Annotated in this window: 20 protein-coding genes; 15 read left to right on the top strand and 5 right to left on the bottom strand. The window is 33.0% G+C overall.

What is annotated here, in order from left to right:
• The first annotated feature begins 27 nt into the window (after nt 1-27).
• Nucleotides 28-1176 carry a toxic anion resistance protein gene (locus H9636_RS14370; protein ID WP_191708260.1) on the top strand — a complete coding sequence of 383 codons (1149 nt, stop codon included), beginning with the start codon at nt 28-30 and terminating at the stop codon, nt 1174-1176.
• Nucleotides 1177-1218: 42 nt separating this feature from the next.
• Here the strand turns inward: H9636_RS14370 and H9636_RS14375 are convergent, their stop codons facing one another.
• The gene (locus H9636_RS14375; protein WP_191708261.1) at nt 1219-1584 is read right to left on the bottom strand and encodes a CotD family spore coat protein; all 366 of its coding nucleotides are present in this window, start codon (nt 1582-1584) and stop codon (nt 1219-1221) included.
• Between the two features lie 516 nt (nt 1585-2100).
• Between H9636_RS14375 and H9636_RS14380 the strand changes: the two genes are divergently transcribed.
• The 8 genes from H9636_RS14380 (at nt 2101) to H9636_RS14415 (ending at nt 11006) form a co-directional block, all read left to right on the top strand.
• On the top strand, nt 2101-3000 hold the full coding sequence (locus tag H9636_RS14380) for an ABC transporter ATP-binding protein (RefSeq protein WP_191708262.1): 900 nt from the start codon (nt 2101-2103) through the stop codon (nt 2998-3000).
• Nucleotides 2993-4231 (top strand): ABC transporter permease, encoded by a 1239-nt coding sequence (locus tag H9636_RS14385; protein WP_191708263.1) that lies wholly within the window; start codon nt 2993-2995, stop codon nt 4229-4231. Before H9636_RS14380 ends, H9636_RS14385 begins: the two co-directional genes overlap by 8 nt.
• A gap of 215 nt (nt 4232-4446) precedes the next feature.
• Nucleotides 4447-6204: an ABC transporter transmembrane domain-containing protein gene (locus tag H9636_RS14390; RefSeq protein WP_191708264.1), complete on the top strand. Its 1758-nt coding sequence runs from the start codon at nt 4447-4449 to the stop codon at nt 6202-6204.
• Nucleotides 6201-7970, top strand: a complete 1770-nt coding sequence (locus H9636_RS14395; protein ID WP_191708265.1) for an ABC transporter ATP-binding protein — start codon at nt 6201-6203, stop codon at nt 7968-7970. Before H9636_RS14390 ends, H9636_RS14395 begins: the two co-directional genes overlap by 4 nt.
• Before the next feature lie 178 nt (nt 7971-8148).
• Nucleotides 8149-9075, top strand: a complete 927-nt coding sequence (gene rarD, locus H9636_RS14400) for an EamA family transporter RarD (protein ID WP_191708266.1) — start codon at nt 8149-8151, stop codon at nt 9073-9075.
• A 187-nt stretch (nt 9076-9262) separates the two neighbouring features.
• Nucleotides 9263-9973: a cytochrome c biogenesis CcdA family protein gene (locus tag H9636_RS14405; RefSeq protein ID WP_191708267.1), complete on the top strand. Its 711-nt coding sequence runs from the start codon at nt 9263-9265 to the stop codon at nt 9971-9973.
• A gap of 50 nt (nt 9974-10023) precedes the next feature.
• Nucleotides 10024-10395 carry a response regulator gene (locus H9636_RS14410; RefSeq protein ID WP_225230241.1) on the top strand — a complete coding sequence of 124 codons (372 nt, stop codon included), beginning with the start codon at nt 10024-10026 and terminating at the stop codon, nt 10393-10395.
• Nucleotides 10396-10514: 119 nt separating this feature from the next.
• Entirely contained in the window at nt 10515-11006 is a 492-nt protein-coding gene (locus H9636_RS14415) for a CcdC family protein (RefSeq protein ID WP_191708268.1), read from the top strand.
• Nucleotides 11007-11060: 54 nt separating this feature from the next.
• On the opposite strand, the gene H9636_RS14420 is transcribed toward H9636_RS14415, so the two are convergent.
• Complete coding sequence (locus H9636_RS14420; protein ID WP_225230245.1) at nt 11061-11492, bottom strand: DUF2621 domain-containing protein; 432 nt, start codon at nt 11490-11492, stop codon at nt 11061-11063.
• Nucleotides 11493-11614: 122 nt separating this feature from the next.
• On the opposite strand from H9636_RS14420, the gene H9636_RS14425 reads away from it, so the two are divergent.
• From H9636_RS14425 to H9636_RS14445, 5 genes are all read left to right on the top strand, one after another.
• Entirely contained in the window at nt 11615-11833 is a 219-nt protein-coding gene (locus tag H9636_RS14425; protein ID WP_191708270.1) for a DUF1659 domain-containing protein, read from the top strand.
• Nucleotides 11834-11863: 30 nt separating this feature from the next.
• Complete coding sequence (locus H9636_RS14430) at nt 11864-12091, top strand: DUF2922 domain-containing protein (RefSeq protein WP_191708271.1); 228 nt, start codon at nt 11864-11866, stop codon at nt 12089-12091.
• An 86-nt stretch (nt 12092-12177) separates the two neighbouring features.
• Entirely contained in the window at nt 12178-12306 is a 129-nt protein-coding gene (locus H9636_RS14435; protein ID WP_122970630.1) for a YvrJ family protein, read from the top strand.
• Nucleotides 12307-12421: 115 nt separating this feature from the next.
• Complete coding sequence (locus H9636_RS14440) at nt 12422-13036, top strand: SCO family protein (protein ID WP_191708272.1); 615 nt, start codon at nt 12422-12424, stop codon at nt 13034-13036.
• Nucleotides 13037-13160: 124 nt separating this feature from the next.
• Complete coding sequence (locus H9636_RS14445; protein WP_191708273.1) at nt 13161-13592, top strand: CBS domain-containing protein; 432 nt, start codon at nt 13161-13163, stop codon at nt 13590-13592.
• Nucleotides 13593-13757: 165 nt separating this feature from the next.
• Here the strand turns inward: H9636_RS14445 and H9636_RS14450 are convergent, their stop codons facing one another.
• On the bottom strand, nt 13758-14864 hold the full coding sequence (locus tag H9636_RS14450; RefSeq protein WP_191708274.1) for a methionine biosynthesis PLP-dependent protein: 1107 nt from the start codon (nt 14862-14864) through the stop codon (nt 13758-13760).
• Between the two features lie 197 nt (nt 14865-15061).
• The gene (mscL, locus tag H9636_RS14455) at nt 15062-15451 is read right to left on the bottom strand and encodes a large conductance mechanosensitive channel protein MscL (RefSeq protein WP_191708275.1); all 390 of its coding nucleotides are present in this window, start codon (nt 15449-15451) and stop codon (nt 15062-15064) included.
• Nucleotides 15452-15592: 141 nt separating this feature from the next.
• On the opposite strand from mscL, the gene H9636_RS14460 reads away from it, so the two are divergent.
• Nucleotides 15593-16285, top strand: coding sequence for a lytic transglycosylase domain-containing protein (locus tag H9636_RS14460; protein ID WP_191708276.1), 693 nt, complete (start codon nt 15593-15595; stop codon nt 16283-16285).
• A gap of 157 nt (nt 16286-16442) precedes the next feature.
• On the opposite strand, the gene H9636_RS14465 is transcribed toward H9636_RS14460, so the two are convergent.
• The gene (locus H9636_RS14465; RefSeq protein WP_191708277.1) at nt 16443-16700 is read right to left on the bottom strand and encodes a GlsB/YeaQ/YmgE family stress response membrane protein; all 258 of its coding nucleotides are present in this window, start codon (nt 16698-16700) and stop codon (nt 16443-16445) included.
• Between the last annotated feature and the right edge of the window lie 501 nt (nt 16701-17201).

Below are 17201 nucleotides of genomic sequence, written 5' to 3' on the forward strand. Positions count from 1 at the left end.
TCAATTTGTTAGAACGGAGGATACACGATGTCTGAAATAAAAAATCCATTATTTGAAGATTTAGAAACAATAACAAAAGAAAAATCAACGGATGTGATTGAAACGCCACAACCACAACTCGTATCCCAACAAGAAATGTCTCAAATAAAAAAACGGCAACTTGCGCTAAAACAAGAACCACAAGTTCAGTCCTTAGCTGAAAAAATCGATGAAAAAAATCAAATTGCCGTCCTAGAGTTTGGAAAGGAAACAGCTACAGCGATTTCGAATTTTTCTGATAAGATGCTTGCGACGATTAAAACAAGTAAGTTAGAAAAATCGAGTGAGTTAATACAAAATTTAAATAAAATTATGGATCGTTTTGACCCTCAAGATTTCAAGGAAGAGAAAAAAGGGAACTTTTTAAAACGTCTTCTTAATAAAGGAAAAGAACAATTTGAGCGACTATTATCAAAATACGATACGATGAATAAAGAAATCGATGTCATCTACAACCAAATACAAAAATATGAAATTGAAATGAAACGAAATACAATGGAATTGGAACAAATGTATGATCAAAACTTACATTACTTTCAAAGTTTAAGTGAACATATCGCTGCCATTGAAATAAAACTCGAACAATTACAACCTCAAATACCTTTACTTGAGGCACGTGCTAATGAAGGAGATCAAGAGGCAATATTGGAGTTAGAATCGTTAAGACGTTCTATGGAGCTATTAGAACAGCGCAGATACGATTTGGAAATGGCACAGCAAGTTTCTTTTCAAGCTGCACCTCAAATTCGAATGATTCAACAAGGGAATAATCATCTAATTGGAAAAATCAACTCTGCTTTCGTAACAACAATTCCGATATTTAAACAAGGTTTAATTCACGCAGTTTCAATTCAACGTCAAAAATTAGTAGCCGACTCGATGAATGAATTGGATAAACGTACAAATGAAATGTTGATACGAAACGCAGAAAACATAAGATCAAATAGTGTGGATATTGCTCGTTCCGCTGGGCAGCCAAGCATTAAAATAGAAACAATTGAAACAACTTGGCAGACGATTATGGCAGGCATCGAAGAGACTAAACAAATTCAAGCTGAAACGGTTCGTAATCGGGAAGAAGGCAGAAAACGAATTGAACAATTACAACTTGAGTATGAAAAATTAAAACGACTGTAAAAAAAATAGATTACCTGAAAAGGTAATCTATTTTTTATTCATCTAAAAACCAAATCTTCTTCTTCTGTTCATTCCGCAAATACCGCCAACTCCGCCGACTGCGCTATTTCCACCGAATCCGCCAGTACCGCCAAATCCACCAGTTCCCATTGGGAATCTATCTGCCCCACGAACGAATTGATTAACAACAGATTCTGTTCTTGGGAAGAAATGTTCATTATGAATTACATGTCTATTTACTGTAGTAGTGTGAATAGGATGAACATGTGGAACAACAGTGTTGATAATGTTAGTTTTTACAACCTCTTGAGTTGGTGATACTCGTGTAGGTGCAACTCGTGTTGGTAAAATGTTTGGTGGACAGCAAATTGGATTATTGCATCGACCACGATGATGTTTTCTATGCATAAATTTTCCCCTCCTCTTTTTAATATTTACTGCAATAATAATGTATTCATTTGTAAGGAGATGAACTAGATTTTTACCTATTATATTGAAAGTACTAGCATAACAATTTTCTAATTTTATTTTTTTGTGATAAATTACCTTCTTTTTAAGAAGAGATCGGAATTCAATCCTTGGGGCATCTTAAAGCTTAAATTAACCGATTCTACATTGGATAATTAAGAAAAGGAAGAGCTTAAAACAAAATAGTAATTCTATTAAATTTCGCAAAATCATACCTCTTTGTAACTGATATTCACCTATTTTACTGTTATTTTTAATATATTTATAGAATAAACAATAAAGTAATTGATATTTCAATTTGAAAATGCTCGATTTGGAGGAAAATTTCTTTATAATTGGAAAAAAGTAAATGGATTTTATAATTCATGGAACTTTTTCTATTCCAATCCGTATTACAAACAGACAGCTATTAGTACAATACGCTTAGAAATCGAAAGTTCAGGAAGGAGCTATACAATGACTTTAGCCTTAAAACATGTAGTGAAAAAATATAAAGATTTCACTGCAGTAAACGATTTAAATTTCACAATTGATAAAGGTGAAATTTTTGGTTTAATCGGTCAAAACGGAGCGGGAAAGACGACTACATTCCGCATGATTCTTGATTTGCAAGAACAAACTGAAGGAAGCATTACATGGGACGGCTCACCAATAAAAAAAATTAACCGTGATTGGCTAGGATATTTACCAGAAGAAAGGGGGATTTTCCCCCAAATGAAAGTTGAAGATCAATTAATTTTCTTCGGTAAATTACGTGGCATGAACGGCAATGAATTAAAAAAAGAGATTGACTTTTGGATTAATCGATTCGAATTAGAAGAAAAAAGACATGACAAAGCTGAAACATTATCAAAAGGAAATCAACAAAAAGTCCAATTAATTGCTAGTTTTATTCACAAACCAAAATTTTTAATCTTAGATGAACCTTTTAGTGGACTTGATCCAGTTAACCGTGACCTTTTAAAAAATGCGATTTTATTATTAAAAGAAAAGGGGGTAACCATTCTTTTCTCAAGTCACCAAATGGACAACGTGGAAGAGTTATGTGATCATCTTTGTATATTAAAACGCGGTGTTTCTTTGTTTTCTGGTAGTTTATTAGATTTAAAAAAGCAGTACGGGAAAACAAAGCTATCAATACGTACTACTGTACCGAAGAGCGAATTAGAAAAAATGGCAGGGGTAAAAGAAGTAAAAGTAATGCGAGATGAATATGTCTTAACGTTAATGAATGAATCCTTCGCAAAACCTATTTTTGAGTTGATTTCAAACGGTCAATATATCGAAAAATTTAGTCTTGATTATTTATCCCTTGATGAAATCTTCAAAGATAAGGTAGGTGGAAATGATGAGTAAATTATCCATACTTGTTAAGCAGCTATATAAGGAAAAGGTAAAAGGAAAATCTTTTATTTTAATGACCTTATTATATATCGCTGTAATTACTGTCGTAATGTTTTGGTCTGATATTAAAGCACTGTTTGTTAACGAAGAAGCTCTTCAAATCGCTCTAGTTAATGAAACACCGGTGGAATTGGAACCTATTTTTGCTTCCAATGATGACATTACTTTTAGTTATCCGACCGAGTCAAAAGAAAGTTTATATGAACAATTGAAAGATGAAAAATTAGATGCGGTTATAATTGTTTCAGAAGAAAATAAAAGGTTAAAAGCGGAAATTGCTACATACACCCCATTAAAGTTAAATGATCAATCTACAATTTCATCTTTAATTCAATATGCGGGAAGTATTTATGGTATACAACAATTAAATTTAACGGCAGAGGAAGCAGAGAAAATATTAAACTCTGAACCAATTATTACGACAACAAATATTAATGAGCAAACCGGGGACACAAAAAGTGAAGATCAAAAACAATCCGGAATGTGGGTTTCTTATGGAGCTGGAATTGTCATTTACTTCTTTGTAATGACGTTTTTATCTATTATTACTACAGATGTGGCTTCCGAAAAAGGGTCCCGTGCTTTAGAAATGTTATTAGTAAGTGTAAAACCAGGAACACATTTTCAATCGAAAATTATCGGTACAATGTTAGTCGCGTTAACACAGTTTGGTGTCATTTTCGGATTCCTTTTTGTCTTATTACGATTTACGGATGGCGGTTCAAAATGGAAAATGGTTGAGTCCGTACTAAGTGACATTTCCTATTCTTACGTATTTTACGTGATTGCCTTCCTATTCTTAACGATCGTTCTTTATTTAATTATCGGAGCTTTATTCGGTTCCCTTGTTTCAAAAGTAGAAGAAGCATCACAAGTAATGACGCCTGCCATCATGATTACTTTAATTGGATTTTATGTCATGATTTCAGGTGTGGCAAATCCTGATACATTATTAATTAAAGTATTCTCCTATATCCCATTAACGTCAGGGATGGTCATGCCGATGCGTATTGGAGCAACTGACATTTCAACAGTTGAACCTATTATTTCATTAGTACTTCTTATTGTAACGTGTGTTGCTGCTTATATATTAAGCCTTTCATTCTATAAACGAAGTGTATTAACTTATAGTACAGGTGGCATTATTGAAAAAATCAAAACCGTTTTAAAAGTAACAACTTAAAATTTTCTAACTTAAAAAAGGTATATGTTCGCTTTTTGAACATATATCTTTTTTTGCTTATACAACTTTCGACCTAAATGTTTCGAATATTGAATTATTTTTTGGAATCATCTTCACGCATTATACATTATTTGCTAAAATAGGTTGGTCTCATATAATGAACTGAAAATTCTAGAAATTAAAAATTTACTCTGAGGCAAGAAGAAGGTGAAACGATGAAAGTTTTTTTGAAATTAGGTTGGTTTTTTAAAGAAAGAAAAAAGGAGTATCTTTTTGGGCTAACGATGCTCGCTTTAGTAGCAATACTAAATTTGATTCCGCCAAAGGTTATTGGCTATGTGATTGATGAAATTGGGAGTCGAGAACTTACTTCTGGATCCCTGGCAAAATGGGTAGGCCTTATCATTGTTGTTGCCATTTTAGCATACATTCTCCGCTACTATTGGAGGCTAATGATCTTTGGTTCATCCAATTATCTTGCGAAAAATTTACGGGAAAAACTTTTTCGTCATTTTAGTAAAATGAGCCCATCCTTTTACCAACAGCGGCGAGTTGGAGACTTAATGGCCCATGCGACAAATGACATTTCAGCAGTGCAACAAACAGCTGGTGGAGGAGTCCTCACTTTATTTGATTCTGTGACGACTGGTGGATTTGTTATTCTCGCGATGGCTATTACGATTGACTGGCGATTGACATTAATTGCCTTAATCCCAATGCCATTGATGGCCATATCCACAAGTTACTATGGCAAATTACTACATTTAAAATTCCGTGATGCTCAGGCTGCTTTTTCAGATCTAAACGACAAAACTCAGGAAAGTATATCTGGAATAAAAGTCATTAAAACTTTTGGTCAGCAAAGGGAAGATACAGAAGACTTTACTCGTCTTTCTAATGATGTTGTAGAAAAAAATATGAAAGTAGCTAAAATCGATTCTTTATTCGATCCTACAATTAGTTTAATCATTGGATTTAGTTTTATGTTAAGTCTCGGATTTGGAGCAAAATTTATACATGAAGGTATAATGTCAATTGGAGACTTGGTTGCTTTCAACACATACTTAGGATTGCTTGTATGGCCAATGCTTGCCTTTGGAATGTTATTTAACATAATGGAACGGGGATCTGCTTCCTATGATCGGATTGAACAACTTCTGTCTGTACCAGTAGAAATCGATGACAAAGAGCAAGCAATTGATGTCAAACCGAATGGTGATATTGTTTTCTCTGTCAATGATTTTAAATTCCCTGGAGAAGAAGCTAGCGCTCTGTATAATGTACACTTTGAATTAAAACAAGGCCAAACATTAGGAATTGTTGGGAAAACCGGTTCCGGGAAAACGTCAATTTTGAAGTTATTACTTCGTGAATTTGAAGGGTTTGACGGGATTATAAAGTTTGGTAATTATTCAATTGATGAATATAAAAAAATTAAATTGAGGGAAGCAATTGGTTATGTTCCCCAAGATCATTTCCTATTTTCAGCATCCGTCTATGAAAATATCGCTTTTATTAATCCGAAAACGGACAAAGAAACAGTGGAACGGGTTGCAAAACTTGCCCACATACATGACGATATTTTACGCTTTTCAGATGGATATGACACAGTTGTCGGTGAACGTGGCGTTTCACTATCTGGTGGTCAAAAGCAGCGTATCTCCATTGCGCGAGCTTTAATGATGCAACCGGAATTATTAATTTTAGATGATTCGTTATCAGCTGTAGATGCTAAAACTGAGGAATCCATTTTAAAATCATTGAAAGAAGCAAGGGAAGATTCGACAACGATTATTACGTCCCATCGCTTAAGTGCCATTGAACACGCCCATCTCATTATTGTGATGCATGAAGGGACCATTGTTGAAAAAGGTACCCATGATGAATTAATGGAACTTCAAGGACGCTATTATGAAATGTATCAGCTTCAACAACTTGAACAATTAGTAGAAAAGGGAGGGGGAGTATCATGAAAAAACAAACTGCCTTTTCTAGTAAAGAACAAAGACAAATTGTAGTAAGACTGTTTAGTTACTTGAAGCCCCATAAAAAAGCCGTTTCTTTTGCGTTGTTTTTATTATTGTTGACGGTTATTGGGGATGTTTTAGGTCCATATATTATAAAAGTTTTTCTTGATGATCATTTAGCCGTTGGAAATTTTGATTTACAACCAATCATTTTGTTGGCTGTTTCTTATTTTGTTATCCAAGTGCTAAATGTCATTATTTCTTATTTACAGTTAGTAAAATTTCAAGAAATTGCTTTAAAAATTATTCAACAGTTACGAATCGATGTATTTAAGAAAATACATCAACTAGGCATGCGTTATTTCGATGATACTCCTGCAGGAACGATTGTTTCCAGAGCGACAAATGATACAGAGGCCATTAAAGATTTGTTTGTTTCTGTTTTAAGCACCTTCGTACAAGCTGCTTTCCTAATCGTAGGGATATATGTTGCTATGTTTTTATTAAATCCAATGTTAGCCTTGTTTACGTTAATTTTACTACCGCTTATTTTCTTAGTTGTTTACTTGTATCGAAAATATAGTTCGGTAGTATATATGACGATGCGAGAAAAGTTAAGTCAATTGAATGCCAAATTGGCTGAGAGTTTATCGGGCATGGGGATTATCCAAGCTTTTCGCCAAGAAAAACGTTTTAATGAAGAATTCGACGAAATCAATCATGAGCATTATATAGCAATGATGAATAATACAAAGTTAAATAGTATTTTACTTCGTCCTGTAATCGACTTAATTTACTTTACTGCCATTGTCATATTACTAACGTACTTTGGGATTACATCTTTTGAGACTGCAATTGAAGTTGGTACGGTATATGCCTTCATCACTTACATTAATCGCTTCTTTGAACCGGTTAACAATGTGATGGAACGGTTAGCGATTTATCAACAAGCTATTGTTGCGGGTTCCCGAGTGTTCACTTTGCTAGATGAAGAGGAAAACGAACCAAAACAAGGGGAAAGTAATGAACTTATAACAGAAGGATTAATTGAGTTTAAAAATGTTACTTTTAGTTATGATGGTAAAACAAATGTGTTAAAAAATATATCGTTTACTGTTAAACCTGGTGAAACGGTTGCTCTCGTTGGACATACTGGAAGCGGGAAAAGTTCGATTATTAATCTATTAATGCGTTTTTACGAGTTTAAACAAGGTGACATTTTCATAGATGGTGTTTCCATTAAATCCTATCGTAAAGATGAATTAAGAAGAAAAATTGGTTTAGTACTTCAAGATCCGTTTTTGTTTTATGGGACGATAGAAAGTAATATTAAACTATTTAATGACGAACTGACAGATCAAGATGTAGTGGATGCAGCGAAATTTGTGCAAGCAGATACATTCATCGAACAATTGCCAAATGCATATAATCAACGGGTAACAGAACGAGGTTCAACTTTTTCAAGCGGCCAACGACAACTTGTTGCCTTTGCACGAACAATTGCAACTAATCCGAAAATATTAGTTTTAGATGAAGCGACAGCATCCATTGATACGGAAACGGAAGTAGCAATCCAATCTTCACTGGAAAAGATGAGAAAAGGTAGAACAACGATTGCGATTGCCCATCGTCTATCAACCATTCAAGATGCGGAACAAATTTTAGTTTTACATCAAGGGGAAATAATTGAAAAGGGTACTCATCAAGAATTATTAGCACAGCAAGGTCTTTACCATAAAATGTATTTATTACAAAATGGAATCGTACAATAAGAAAGTAGTAATGGGATGTTTCAAAATTGAAACATCCCTTTCTTTACCATAATTTATCTCACTATTCTCTTTGGCTGACTGTTTCAAATGGAATTAGTAAATTAGAGCATTTACTTCATAATTCCCGAGTACTATAATTGGTTTATTCTACAGTTATAAAAATGAAGAAGGTGTCAAAATGAATGATAATCAAAAAGGTATTCTCTATGCTTTTGCAGCATATGGAATATGGGGTATTTTTCCCCTTTACTGGAAGTTACTAAATCATGTCGATAGTTTGGAAGTATTAGTTTCTCGAGTTATATGGTCCTTTGTTTTTACGTTTATATTTATTTTAATTATTAAACAAAGACATTTGTTAATGGAAGATTTAAAATCATTGTGGCAAAATAAAAAATTATTTATATCACTATTAGCTGCTTCCTTCGTCATTTCCTGCAACTGGTTTTTATATATTTATGCTGTAAATAACGACCATGTAGTTGATGCAAGTTTAGGTTATTATATTAACCCGTTAATTACAGTTGTATTTGGAATGATCTTCTTTAATGAGAGATTATCGAAGCTTCAATTATGTTCCGTACTCGTCGCATTTATAGGCGTACTATTGCTAACTTTCGGCTATGGTAAAATACCATGGATAGCCCTTTTAATTGCTTTTAGTTTTGCAATTTATAGTGCTTTAAAGAAAAAAATTACTTTGAATGCTACTCGAGGCTTAGTGATTGAAACGTTATTTATTCTACCTTTCGGTATAGTTTACTATATTTATATTATGTCTACTGATAAAATGTCTTTTTTACATTTTAGTTGGCAAACGGATGTATTTTTAATTTTAGGTGGGGTAGTAACTGCATATCCTCTTGTTTTATTTGCAAAAGGTGCTAAACTACTGCCACAATATGTAATAGGGTTTATTCAATATATGACCCCTACGATTGTACTTATTTTAGGGGTCCTTTTATATCATGAGCCATTTACGAAAACCGAGTTAGTATCTTTTAGTTTTATTTGGTTAGCAATTTTACTCTTTACGATATCGACCATCTGGGAGTCGAGAAAAAGACATATTTTACACCAAAAAACTGTGAATAGTGAATTATAGTTTATCGTTTTTCTTGGAAACATGTTAGTTTTCCATAGATAACTGAATATAGCGCTTCACTATAAACAAGTTTTATCATTGTATTGTTTTTGTATTGTTTTTAGACAAGAAATTTTCACAACCCATTAAGGGCATTTTTATGGAAAGTTTGGTACGATGAAGACATTAATTGTAAGGAGAGAAATACATGAACACAGATGTTAATGTCTTTTTAGCATTCGGTGCTGGGTTTTTAAGTTTTATTTCACCATGTACATTACCCCTATACCCAGCCTTTTTATCCTATATCACGGGAATGAGCTATGATGAGCTAAAAAATGAGAAGGGGATGTTACAAAAGAGAGCCATTTTACATACGCTATTCTTTCTTATAGGTTTTTCGATTATATTTATCGCCATCGGTTTTGGTACTTCATTAGCGAGAGACTTTTTTATTTCGTATCAAGATTTATTAAGACAAATTGGCGCCATCTTAATTGTTATTTTCGGATTAATGATTGTAGGATTATTACAAATTGACTTTTTGATGAAGGATCACAAATTTCAATTTAAAAATAGACCCTCAGGATACTTTGGTTCGTTATTAATTGGTCTTGCTTTCGCAGCAGGTTGGACACCTTGTACAGGGCCGATCTTAATGTCCATTATTACTTTAGCTGGAGCTAATCCACAATCGGGCTTATGGTATATGTTAGCGTATTATTTTGGTTTTGCTATACCATTCTTTATTTTATCTTTCTTCATTTCTAAACTTGGCTGGATTCGAAAACATAGTCAAAAAATCGTTAAAGTCGGTGGAATTATCATGATTGCTGTCGGAATTTTACTATTTTTCGACGGTTTAGATTATATTATTCGCCTCCTTTCTCCTTTCTTTGGAGGATTTACAGGTTTTTAATATCACTTTAGAAGAAAATAATTAGTAGTATAGAAAAAGGGGAATAAATTATGCCAACAGTATTAATAGTTGATGATACACTTTTTATGCGAGTAAAAGTTGGCAATATGTTCAAAGAGTGGGGTTTCGAAGTTGTTGGAGAAGCCGCAAATGGGAAAGAAGCGGTGGAATTATTTAAACAATACCAACCTGATCTTGTGATGATGGATGTAACAATGCCGATTAAGTCAGGCTTAGATGCAGTAAAAGAAATATTGCCCCAATACCCTAATGCAAACATTATTATGCTTTCTGCACTAGATCAACAAAAGATTATAGTTGAAGCAATAGAAGCTGGTGCAAAGGATTTTATTATTAAACCATTCGAACAAAATCAATTAAAAATGATTGTAGCGAATATTTTCGATACTTACGATTTATAAAAAAATCCTGCTAATGTTGTTTAGCAGGATTTTCGTTGAGCTTTTTGTGGAAATAATTTAGAAAATAAGGTATTATCAATACGTTATTTTAATAGAGATTGCAAGAGGAGGGAAGAGTTATGTTTGCTAATATACCTTCTCAATATTTAATAATCGGTTCAACAGTAATGGCTATATTTATGGGATTGCTTGTTATGTTTGTTCGTATACGATCTCAAAAAAAACCAGTTACTGCTAAGAAAATCTTAATTCCTCCCATCGCTATGTCATCCGGCGCACTGATGTTTTTATTTGAGGAATTCCGTGTTACACCGTTACAAATATTAGAAGCTGTTGTTGTTGGAGTCATATTTTCAACAGTATTAATTGCCACATCAAAATTTGAAGTAAGGCAAGATGAAATTTATATGAAACGTTCTAAAGCTTTTTTCTTTATATTAGGTGGTTTACTGATTATTCGAGTGTTTATGAAGGTTATTCTTTCAAATTCCTTTAATATAGGTGAACTTGGCGGAATGTTTTGGATATTAGCATTCTCTATGCTATGGCCATGGAGAATCGCCATGTTTATACAATTTAAAAAAATTAAAAAAAGTTTAATAACAGCTTAAACAAAAGGGATTGTCTTATTGGACAATCCCTTTTGTTCGTATGTAGAAGAGAAACTATTCAAAATATTGTTCGTATGGCGATACATCAATTTTCATTTCATCTAGTTTCTTTCTTAAAAACTTATGATCCCGTTTTGGTGTTGCTTGAATATAACCTTTAATAATCAAATCATGGGAGATTGACTTTGCCTTTTCTTTTAAAGCAATTTCTCCAATTTTACCTGCGATTTTTTCTTTTGCCACTTGCCGAAATAACTCAGGAACAGGACTTACTAATTCATTTAACAGTTCCTTTGACTCATCATTCCATAGGTGGATTGTTTTATCTAAATAATAATTTTGCCAATCTAAATCAGACTTTCCATCCTGCTTAGGTAAAGCTTTCAAAAATTTTCGGAACATAAAAAATCCGCCAATCCCCATTAACGTAATGAGAACAAATACCCAAAATAGTATAAACCATAAAAACCAACCATCTAAATTCAAACCGTTCACCTCTTTAATTTCACTAATATCTATTATAAAAGGAACTTCAAAAGTTTTCACTAATTTCATGTCTCTTTTTCCAGGAAAAGAAGGTATTTATATAAATGAAAGGGGGAAAAAGGATGGCAGCATATAATTTTGATAATGCCACATTAAAATTATCATTTGAAACAGGAGTTGATGAACAAGGTAAGCCAATTTTAACTTCTAAAACTTACAAACATGTTCGCGCTAATGTGGATGCTTCGCAAATTGCTGCAGTTGTACAAGTACTAGCAAGTCTATCTAGCTATACTTTACAAAAAGCTCAAAAAATCGAAACCGAATCTGTTGAACTGTAATGAAACGAAATAAGGAAGGGAGTTTTTTAAATGGCTCAAGTATTAGAATTAAAATTTGATACAGCGAATGGGAAAACAATGACATTATCTATCAATGAACCGAAAGCAAATTTAACAGCTACAGAAATCGCTGCAGCAATGCAAACAATTATGACTGCCGATGTTTTTCATAATGAAGGGCATGGATTAGTAGCGATTAATCAGGCACGTATTGTTGAACGAAATGTTTCGGAGTTTAATTTAACACAAAATCGTTAATGAACTTCCTTTTTAAGTCGGCAAAATCATCCGTTCGATTTTGTCGGCTTTTTTATTCAATATTAGAGAGGATGGGGGAGAAACTGATGCAAGAATGGGTGTCTTTAGTTCAAGAAATCGGTTTTCCAATACTCGTATCATTTTATTTGTTATATCGTATTGAAACGAAACTTGATGCCATTCACACAGCCATTATATCAATGCATCAAAATTAATAGATTAAATGGAGGGATAAATTTCACAAATTTGTTCCAGAACTATTGATTCGAGAGGTTGTACTATGTTTCGTATTCCGATAATATGAGAGAAGGACTAGAGGGAGTGAATACATTGAAAAAGAAATTAGTCGGACTTATCGGAATACTATTACTTATGACTATTTTAAATGCATGTAGCAATTATAAATTTAAACCGGATATAGAATATGAAGTAAATGATTTTACTGCGACAAATCATCGCGGTGAAGAAGTTTCACTTGATAAGTTAAAAGGGAAACCGTGGTTAGCGATGTTTATATTTACAAATTGTACAACGATTTGTCAGCCGATGACTTTTAATATGACAACGATTCAAGAAGAATTGGAAAAACGTGGGGTTGAAGATTACAATATTGTAGGTTTCTCCGTTGACCCTGCCACTGATACACCCGAAGTACTTTCTGAATATTTAAGTCATTACACAATTGCAGATGAATCGAAATGGAACTTATTAACGAATTATGATCAAAAATGGATTGAACAGTTTGCATTAAATTCATTTAAATCATTAGTAAAAATGCCTGAAGAAGGAGATCAAGTAATCCATGGTTCTACTTTTTATCTTGTAGATGAAAAGGGTGTAGCAGTAAAAAGTTATACTGGTTATTCAGATAGTGCAGATGGTGTTCCATCTGAAACGATTGCAATCGATATGGAAACATTAATTAAAGAAAGATTAGATAAATAAACTACCTAAAGTCAGGCATAATTGCCTGGCTTTTTCTATGTTTTTTTTCGATATTCGTACTTTAAGGAATAATTTTATTTAAATAACAGAAAATAATATCGTAAATATGAATGGAGGTAAGAAGATGAAAACTGTTTCTGAAATTATGACGAAAGATATTAAAGTATGTACACCCCATGATTCTGTAACATCTGCTGCAAAAATTATGCGCGATATTGAATGTGGTTCAGTACCTGTTTGTGAAGGAAAAGAAGTGGTAGGAATTATTACTGACCGTGATATCGTCATTCAATGTGTTGCAGAAGGAAAAGATAGCAATTCAGTACATTGTCATGACTGTATGTCTACAGATGTTGTTACATGTACTGCAGATACAGATGTGCATGAGTGTGCGCGTATGATGGCGCAGCACCAAATCCGTCGTATTCCGGTAGTTGAAAATGGTGAAATAGTAGGAATTATTGCTATTGGTGACTTAGCTAGAGAAAATATATATATTAATGAAGCAGGGGATGCTCTAAGTGATATTTCTGAACATTCTCGCTATGATCATTAATAATATATAAAGATTATTTTTTGAGAGATGAAAAATCTGCTTGTTTATACGAGAATGTAAGAAGAACAAATAGGTTAACAGTGGTCATAATATTGATAATCATTGTTAACATCAGTTTGTCTTCGTACAATTCTTAGAAAACGAGCAGATTTTCTTTATTCATTATTAAAATTCTTTTCTCAATTGGTCAAATACTTGTTTTAAATCAGCAATAATATCCTCTGCTTCTTCAACACCAACAGAGAAGCGTAATAAGCGATCATCTACCCCACGAGCAACCCGCTCTTCATAAGGGATATCCGCATGGGTTTGAGTTGCTGGGTAAGTAATAAAACTTTCAACGCCTCCAAGACTTTCAGCAAAAGTGATTAATTGAATTTTTTGGAGGAAAGGATCTACCATTTCTGGTTTTTGAACTCTGAAAGATAACATACCACCTTTACCCGTATATAATACATCGCTTACTAAAGGTTCAGATTCTAAATAAGCAGCTACTTTTTTCCCATTTAAATCATGCTGTTTTAAACGCAAGTGCATTGTTTTTAAGCCACGAATAACTAGCCAACTGTCCATAGGAGAAAGTACTAACCCCATTCCATTATGGGCAAAAGCTAATTTTTCACATAAATTCTCTCCCTTGGCAACGACTAACCCTGCCAAAACATCATTATGACCCGCAATATATTTTGTTGCACTATGTAATACAATATCTGCTCCATGTTCTATCGGACGCTGGAAGTATGGTGTATAAAACGTATTATCTACGATGAATAATAAATTATGCTTTTTACAAATAACAGCAAATTGATCAAGGTCAAATTCAATCATCAGAGGATTCGTCGGTGTTTCAAGGAAAATAGCCTTCGTATTCTCATTAACGAGTCCTTCGATATCTTCTATTGATGTAAAATAGACAGGGTTTATATTATACGTTTCACTAAAAGTTTTTAATAAACGGTATGTCCCACCGTAAATATCATCGGGTAAGATAATTTCATCGCCAGGTTTAAATAAAGAAAGAACTAACTGAACCGCTGCCATACCAGAACTACAAGCAAATCCAGCATCACCATTTTCTAATTCGGCAATTCCTTTTTCTAAAATTTCACGAGTTGGATTTTTAGTTCTAGTGTAATCATATCCAGTAGATTGTCCGATTCCATTATGTTTATAGGCCGTTGACATATAAATTGGTGGATTAACCGCACCCGTTTTGGCATCACTTAAATTTCCTAATTGAACAAGTTTCGTTTCGATTGAACGATTTGTCACTATACTCACTTCTTTCTCTTTCAAAGTTGTCTCATTTTACGAAACATTGGGAATGAATCGATTATTAATTCAATTTATCACGATAAATTAGTGAAAACAACACTCTCTTAATGAAAATTCATATTTACAAGAAAAAATGATGAAAAAAAGTATAAAGAAAAAGTATTTAACCAATAATAGTTAAATACTTGTCATCATTATTGTTTATTTTTTAATAAATCACGGATTTCCATTAGTAACTCTTCTTTCGCATCAACTTCTGGGGCTGATGGTACTTCTGCTAGTTCCTCTTTCTTTTTACGATTTAATTTCGATAATACTCGTAATGCCATAAAAATAGAAAATGCAATAATAATAAAGTCAATAATAGACTGAATAAATACACCAAGCTTAATTTGTGCATCACCTATACCGAAAATTAGACTATCCGTTAAATTTATACCACCCGTAATGATTCCAATGATCGGGGTAATGATATTTTCTACTAATGATGAAACGATTTTACCGAAAGCTCCACCAATAACGACACCAATAGCTAAATCGATAATATTACCTTTCATTGCGAATTCTTTAAATTCTTTCCACATTTTATTCCACTCCTTGTTGTATAATACATAATTAGTATAGAAAGCTATATTATATAAAGCTATCTTTTCATGCAATATTTCAAATGAATTACATCAAATTAATAGTTTTGTATTAAAAAAAATATAAAGGATGTGGCTAAAGTGGCAAATAAAACTTTTAAAAAGAAGCAAAAAAAACCATTTATTAGCCCTGCTAAAAAATTATTTCTTATTATTTTATTACTTCCGGTTTCCGTGACAGTTTATTTTGGTGTTTTTTTAGTTTGGGATAATTTAAATATTTCCACTCTCTTTCAAAGAGAAAAAGCGATTAATATTCAGGACCATTTTGATATTGAAATACCAGAAGAGTATATCCCTATTTACATTTCAGCAGGAGAAGCCTATGAAGTACCGTGGACATTACTAGCTGCACATCATCGTGTAGAAACAAGATTTTCAACAATGGAGCAATTAATATCCCCAGCTGGAGCAGAAGGGCATATGCAATTTATGCCATGTACATTTGTCGGTTGGAATCATCCGACATGCAGTGGATTAGGCGAAGGGGAAATTCCTTCTGATGAAAAAACGAACCCCAAAATAATTGAAAAATACGGTGGATACGGGGTAGATGCAAATGGTGACGGTGTTGCAGACCCTTATGATATTGAAGACGCAATTTACAGTGCTGCAAATTATTTATCGAAATCTGGCGCTTCGGACGGGAAATTAAGAGAAGCGATTTTTAATTATAACCATAGTGAGGAATATGTAGAAGATATATTATATTATTTTCATCTATATGAAGAAGTTGGCGAGGAACTAGTACAATTAAGTTTTAATCATTCATAAAACTTACCAATACAAAAAGACGAAAGACCCAACTTTCGTCAATAATTAGTACTAAATAATAATGTGCTAATACTAAGGTTGGGTTCTTTCGTCTTTATTTGTAATGAACCTTTTTTTACTTTTCACACGCTATTCAGTTTGAACTTGAATAAACTTTTTAAGTTGCTTTTCTCATCGATCTCATAATGAGACTTACAATAAAGATTAATACGATTGCACCGATTAATGCAGGGAAAACGTAGAAATCAGATACTTGCCATCCCCAGTTTCCTAATACAGCACTACCTATCCAAGAACCAATGATACCGGCAACAATATTTCCGATAATACCTCCAGGCACATCTCTACCGATAATGACTCCTGCAAGCCAGCCAAGTACTCCGCCAATAACTAAATACCAAATGAAACTCATCATAATTTAGTCAACTCCTTTTATTTATTAAAGCGTGTACTTACCTATAACCGATTATTTAAAAATTAAACATAAGTTATAAAATTTCATACTAGGTAATACAGCTCTTTAGTAAGTAATATGCTCAATTTTAAGTAAACAAATGCATAAATAACGTGTAATTTAATTTAATCCATTAAATAGAAATATTTTATTGAATGAATTTTCAAAATACGTTCACAAAATATTCAAAAAATTTTGCATTTTTTAAAAGGGGGGAGTATAATTGCAAAAAAGAAATAAAAATTAAAAAATGAGGTGTTTAGTATGGATATGAAAATGATGAAAAAGTTAAATCGACGTGGAATTCTTTTGGCCTTTTTGCACAGTGTCATCCTATTAAACCTCTCTTGGGATTTATTCCTCATAAAGTAATTGTTTCATAGTTAAAGAGGCTGGGACATAACTAGCTTCAAATAGTGAGAAAGGTGAATTTGAGGAAACTCAAATTCACCTTTTTCTTTT

Origin of the sequence: Ureibacillus galli (genome assembly GCF_014836845.1) — a bacterium.
GTDB classification, from domain to species: domain Bacteria; phylum Bacillota; class Bacilli; order Bacillales_A; family Planococcaceae; genus Ureibacillus; species Ureibacillus galli.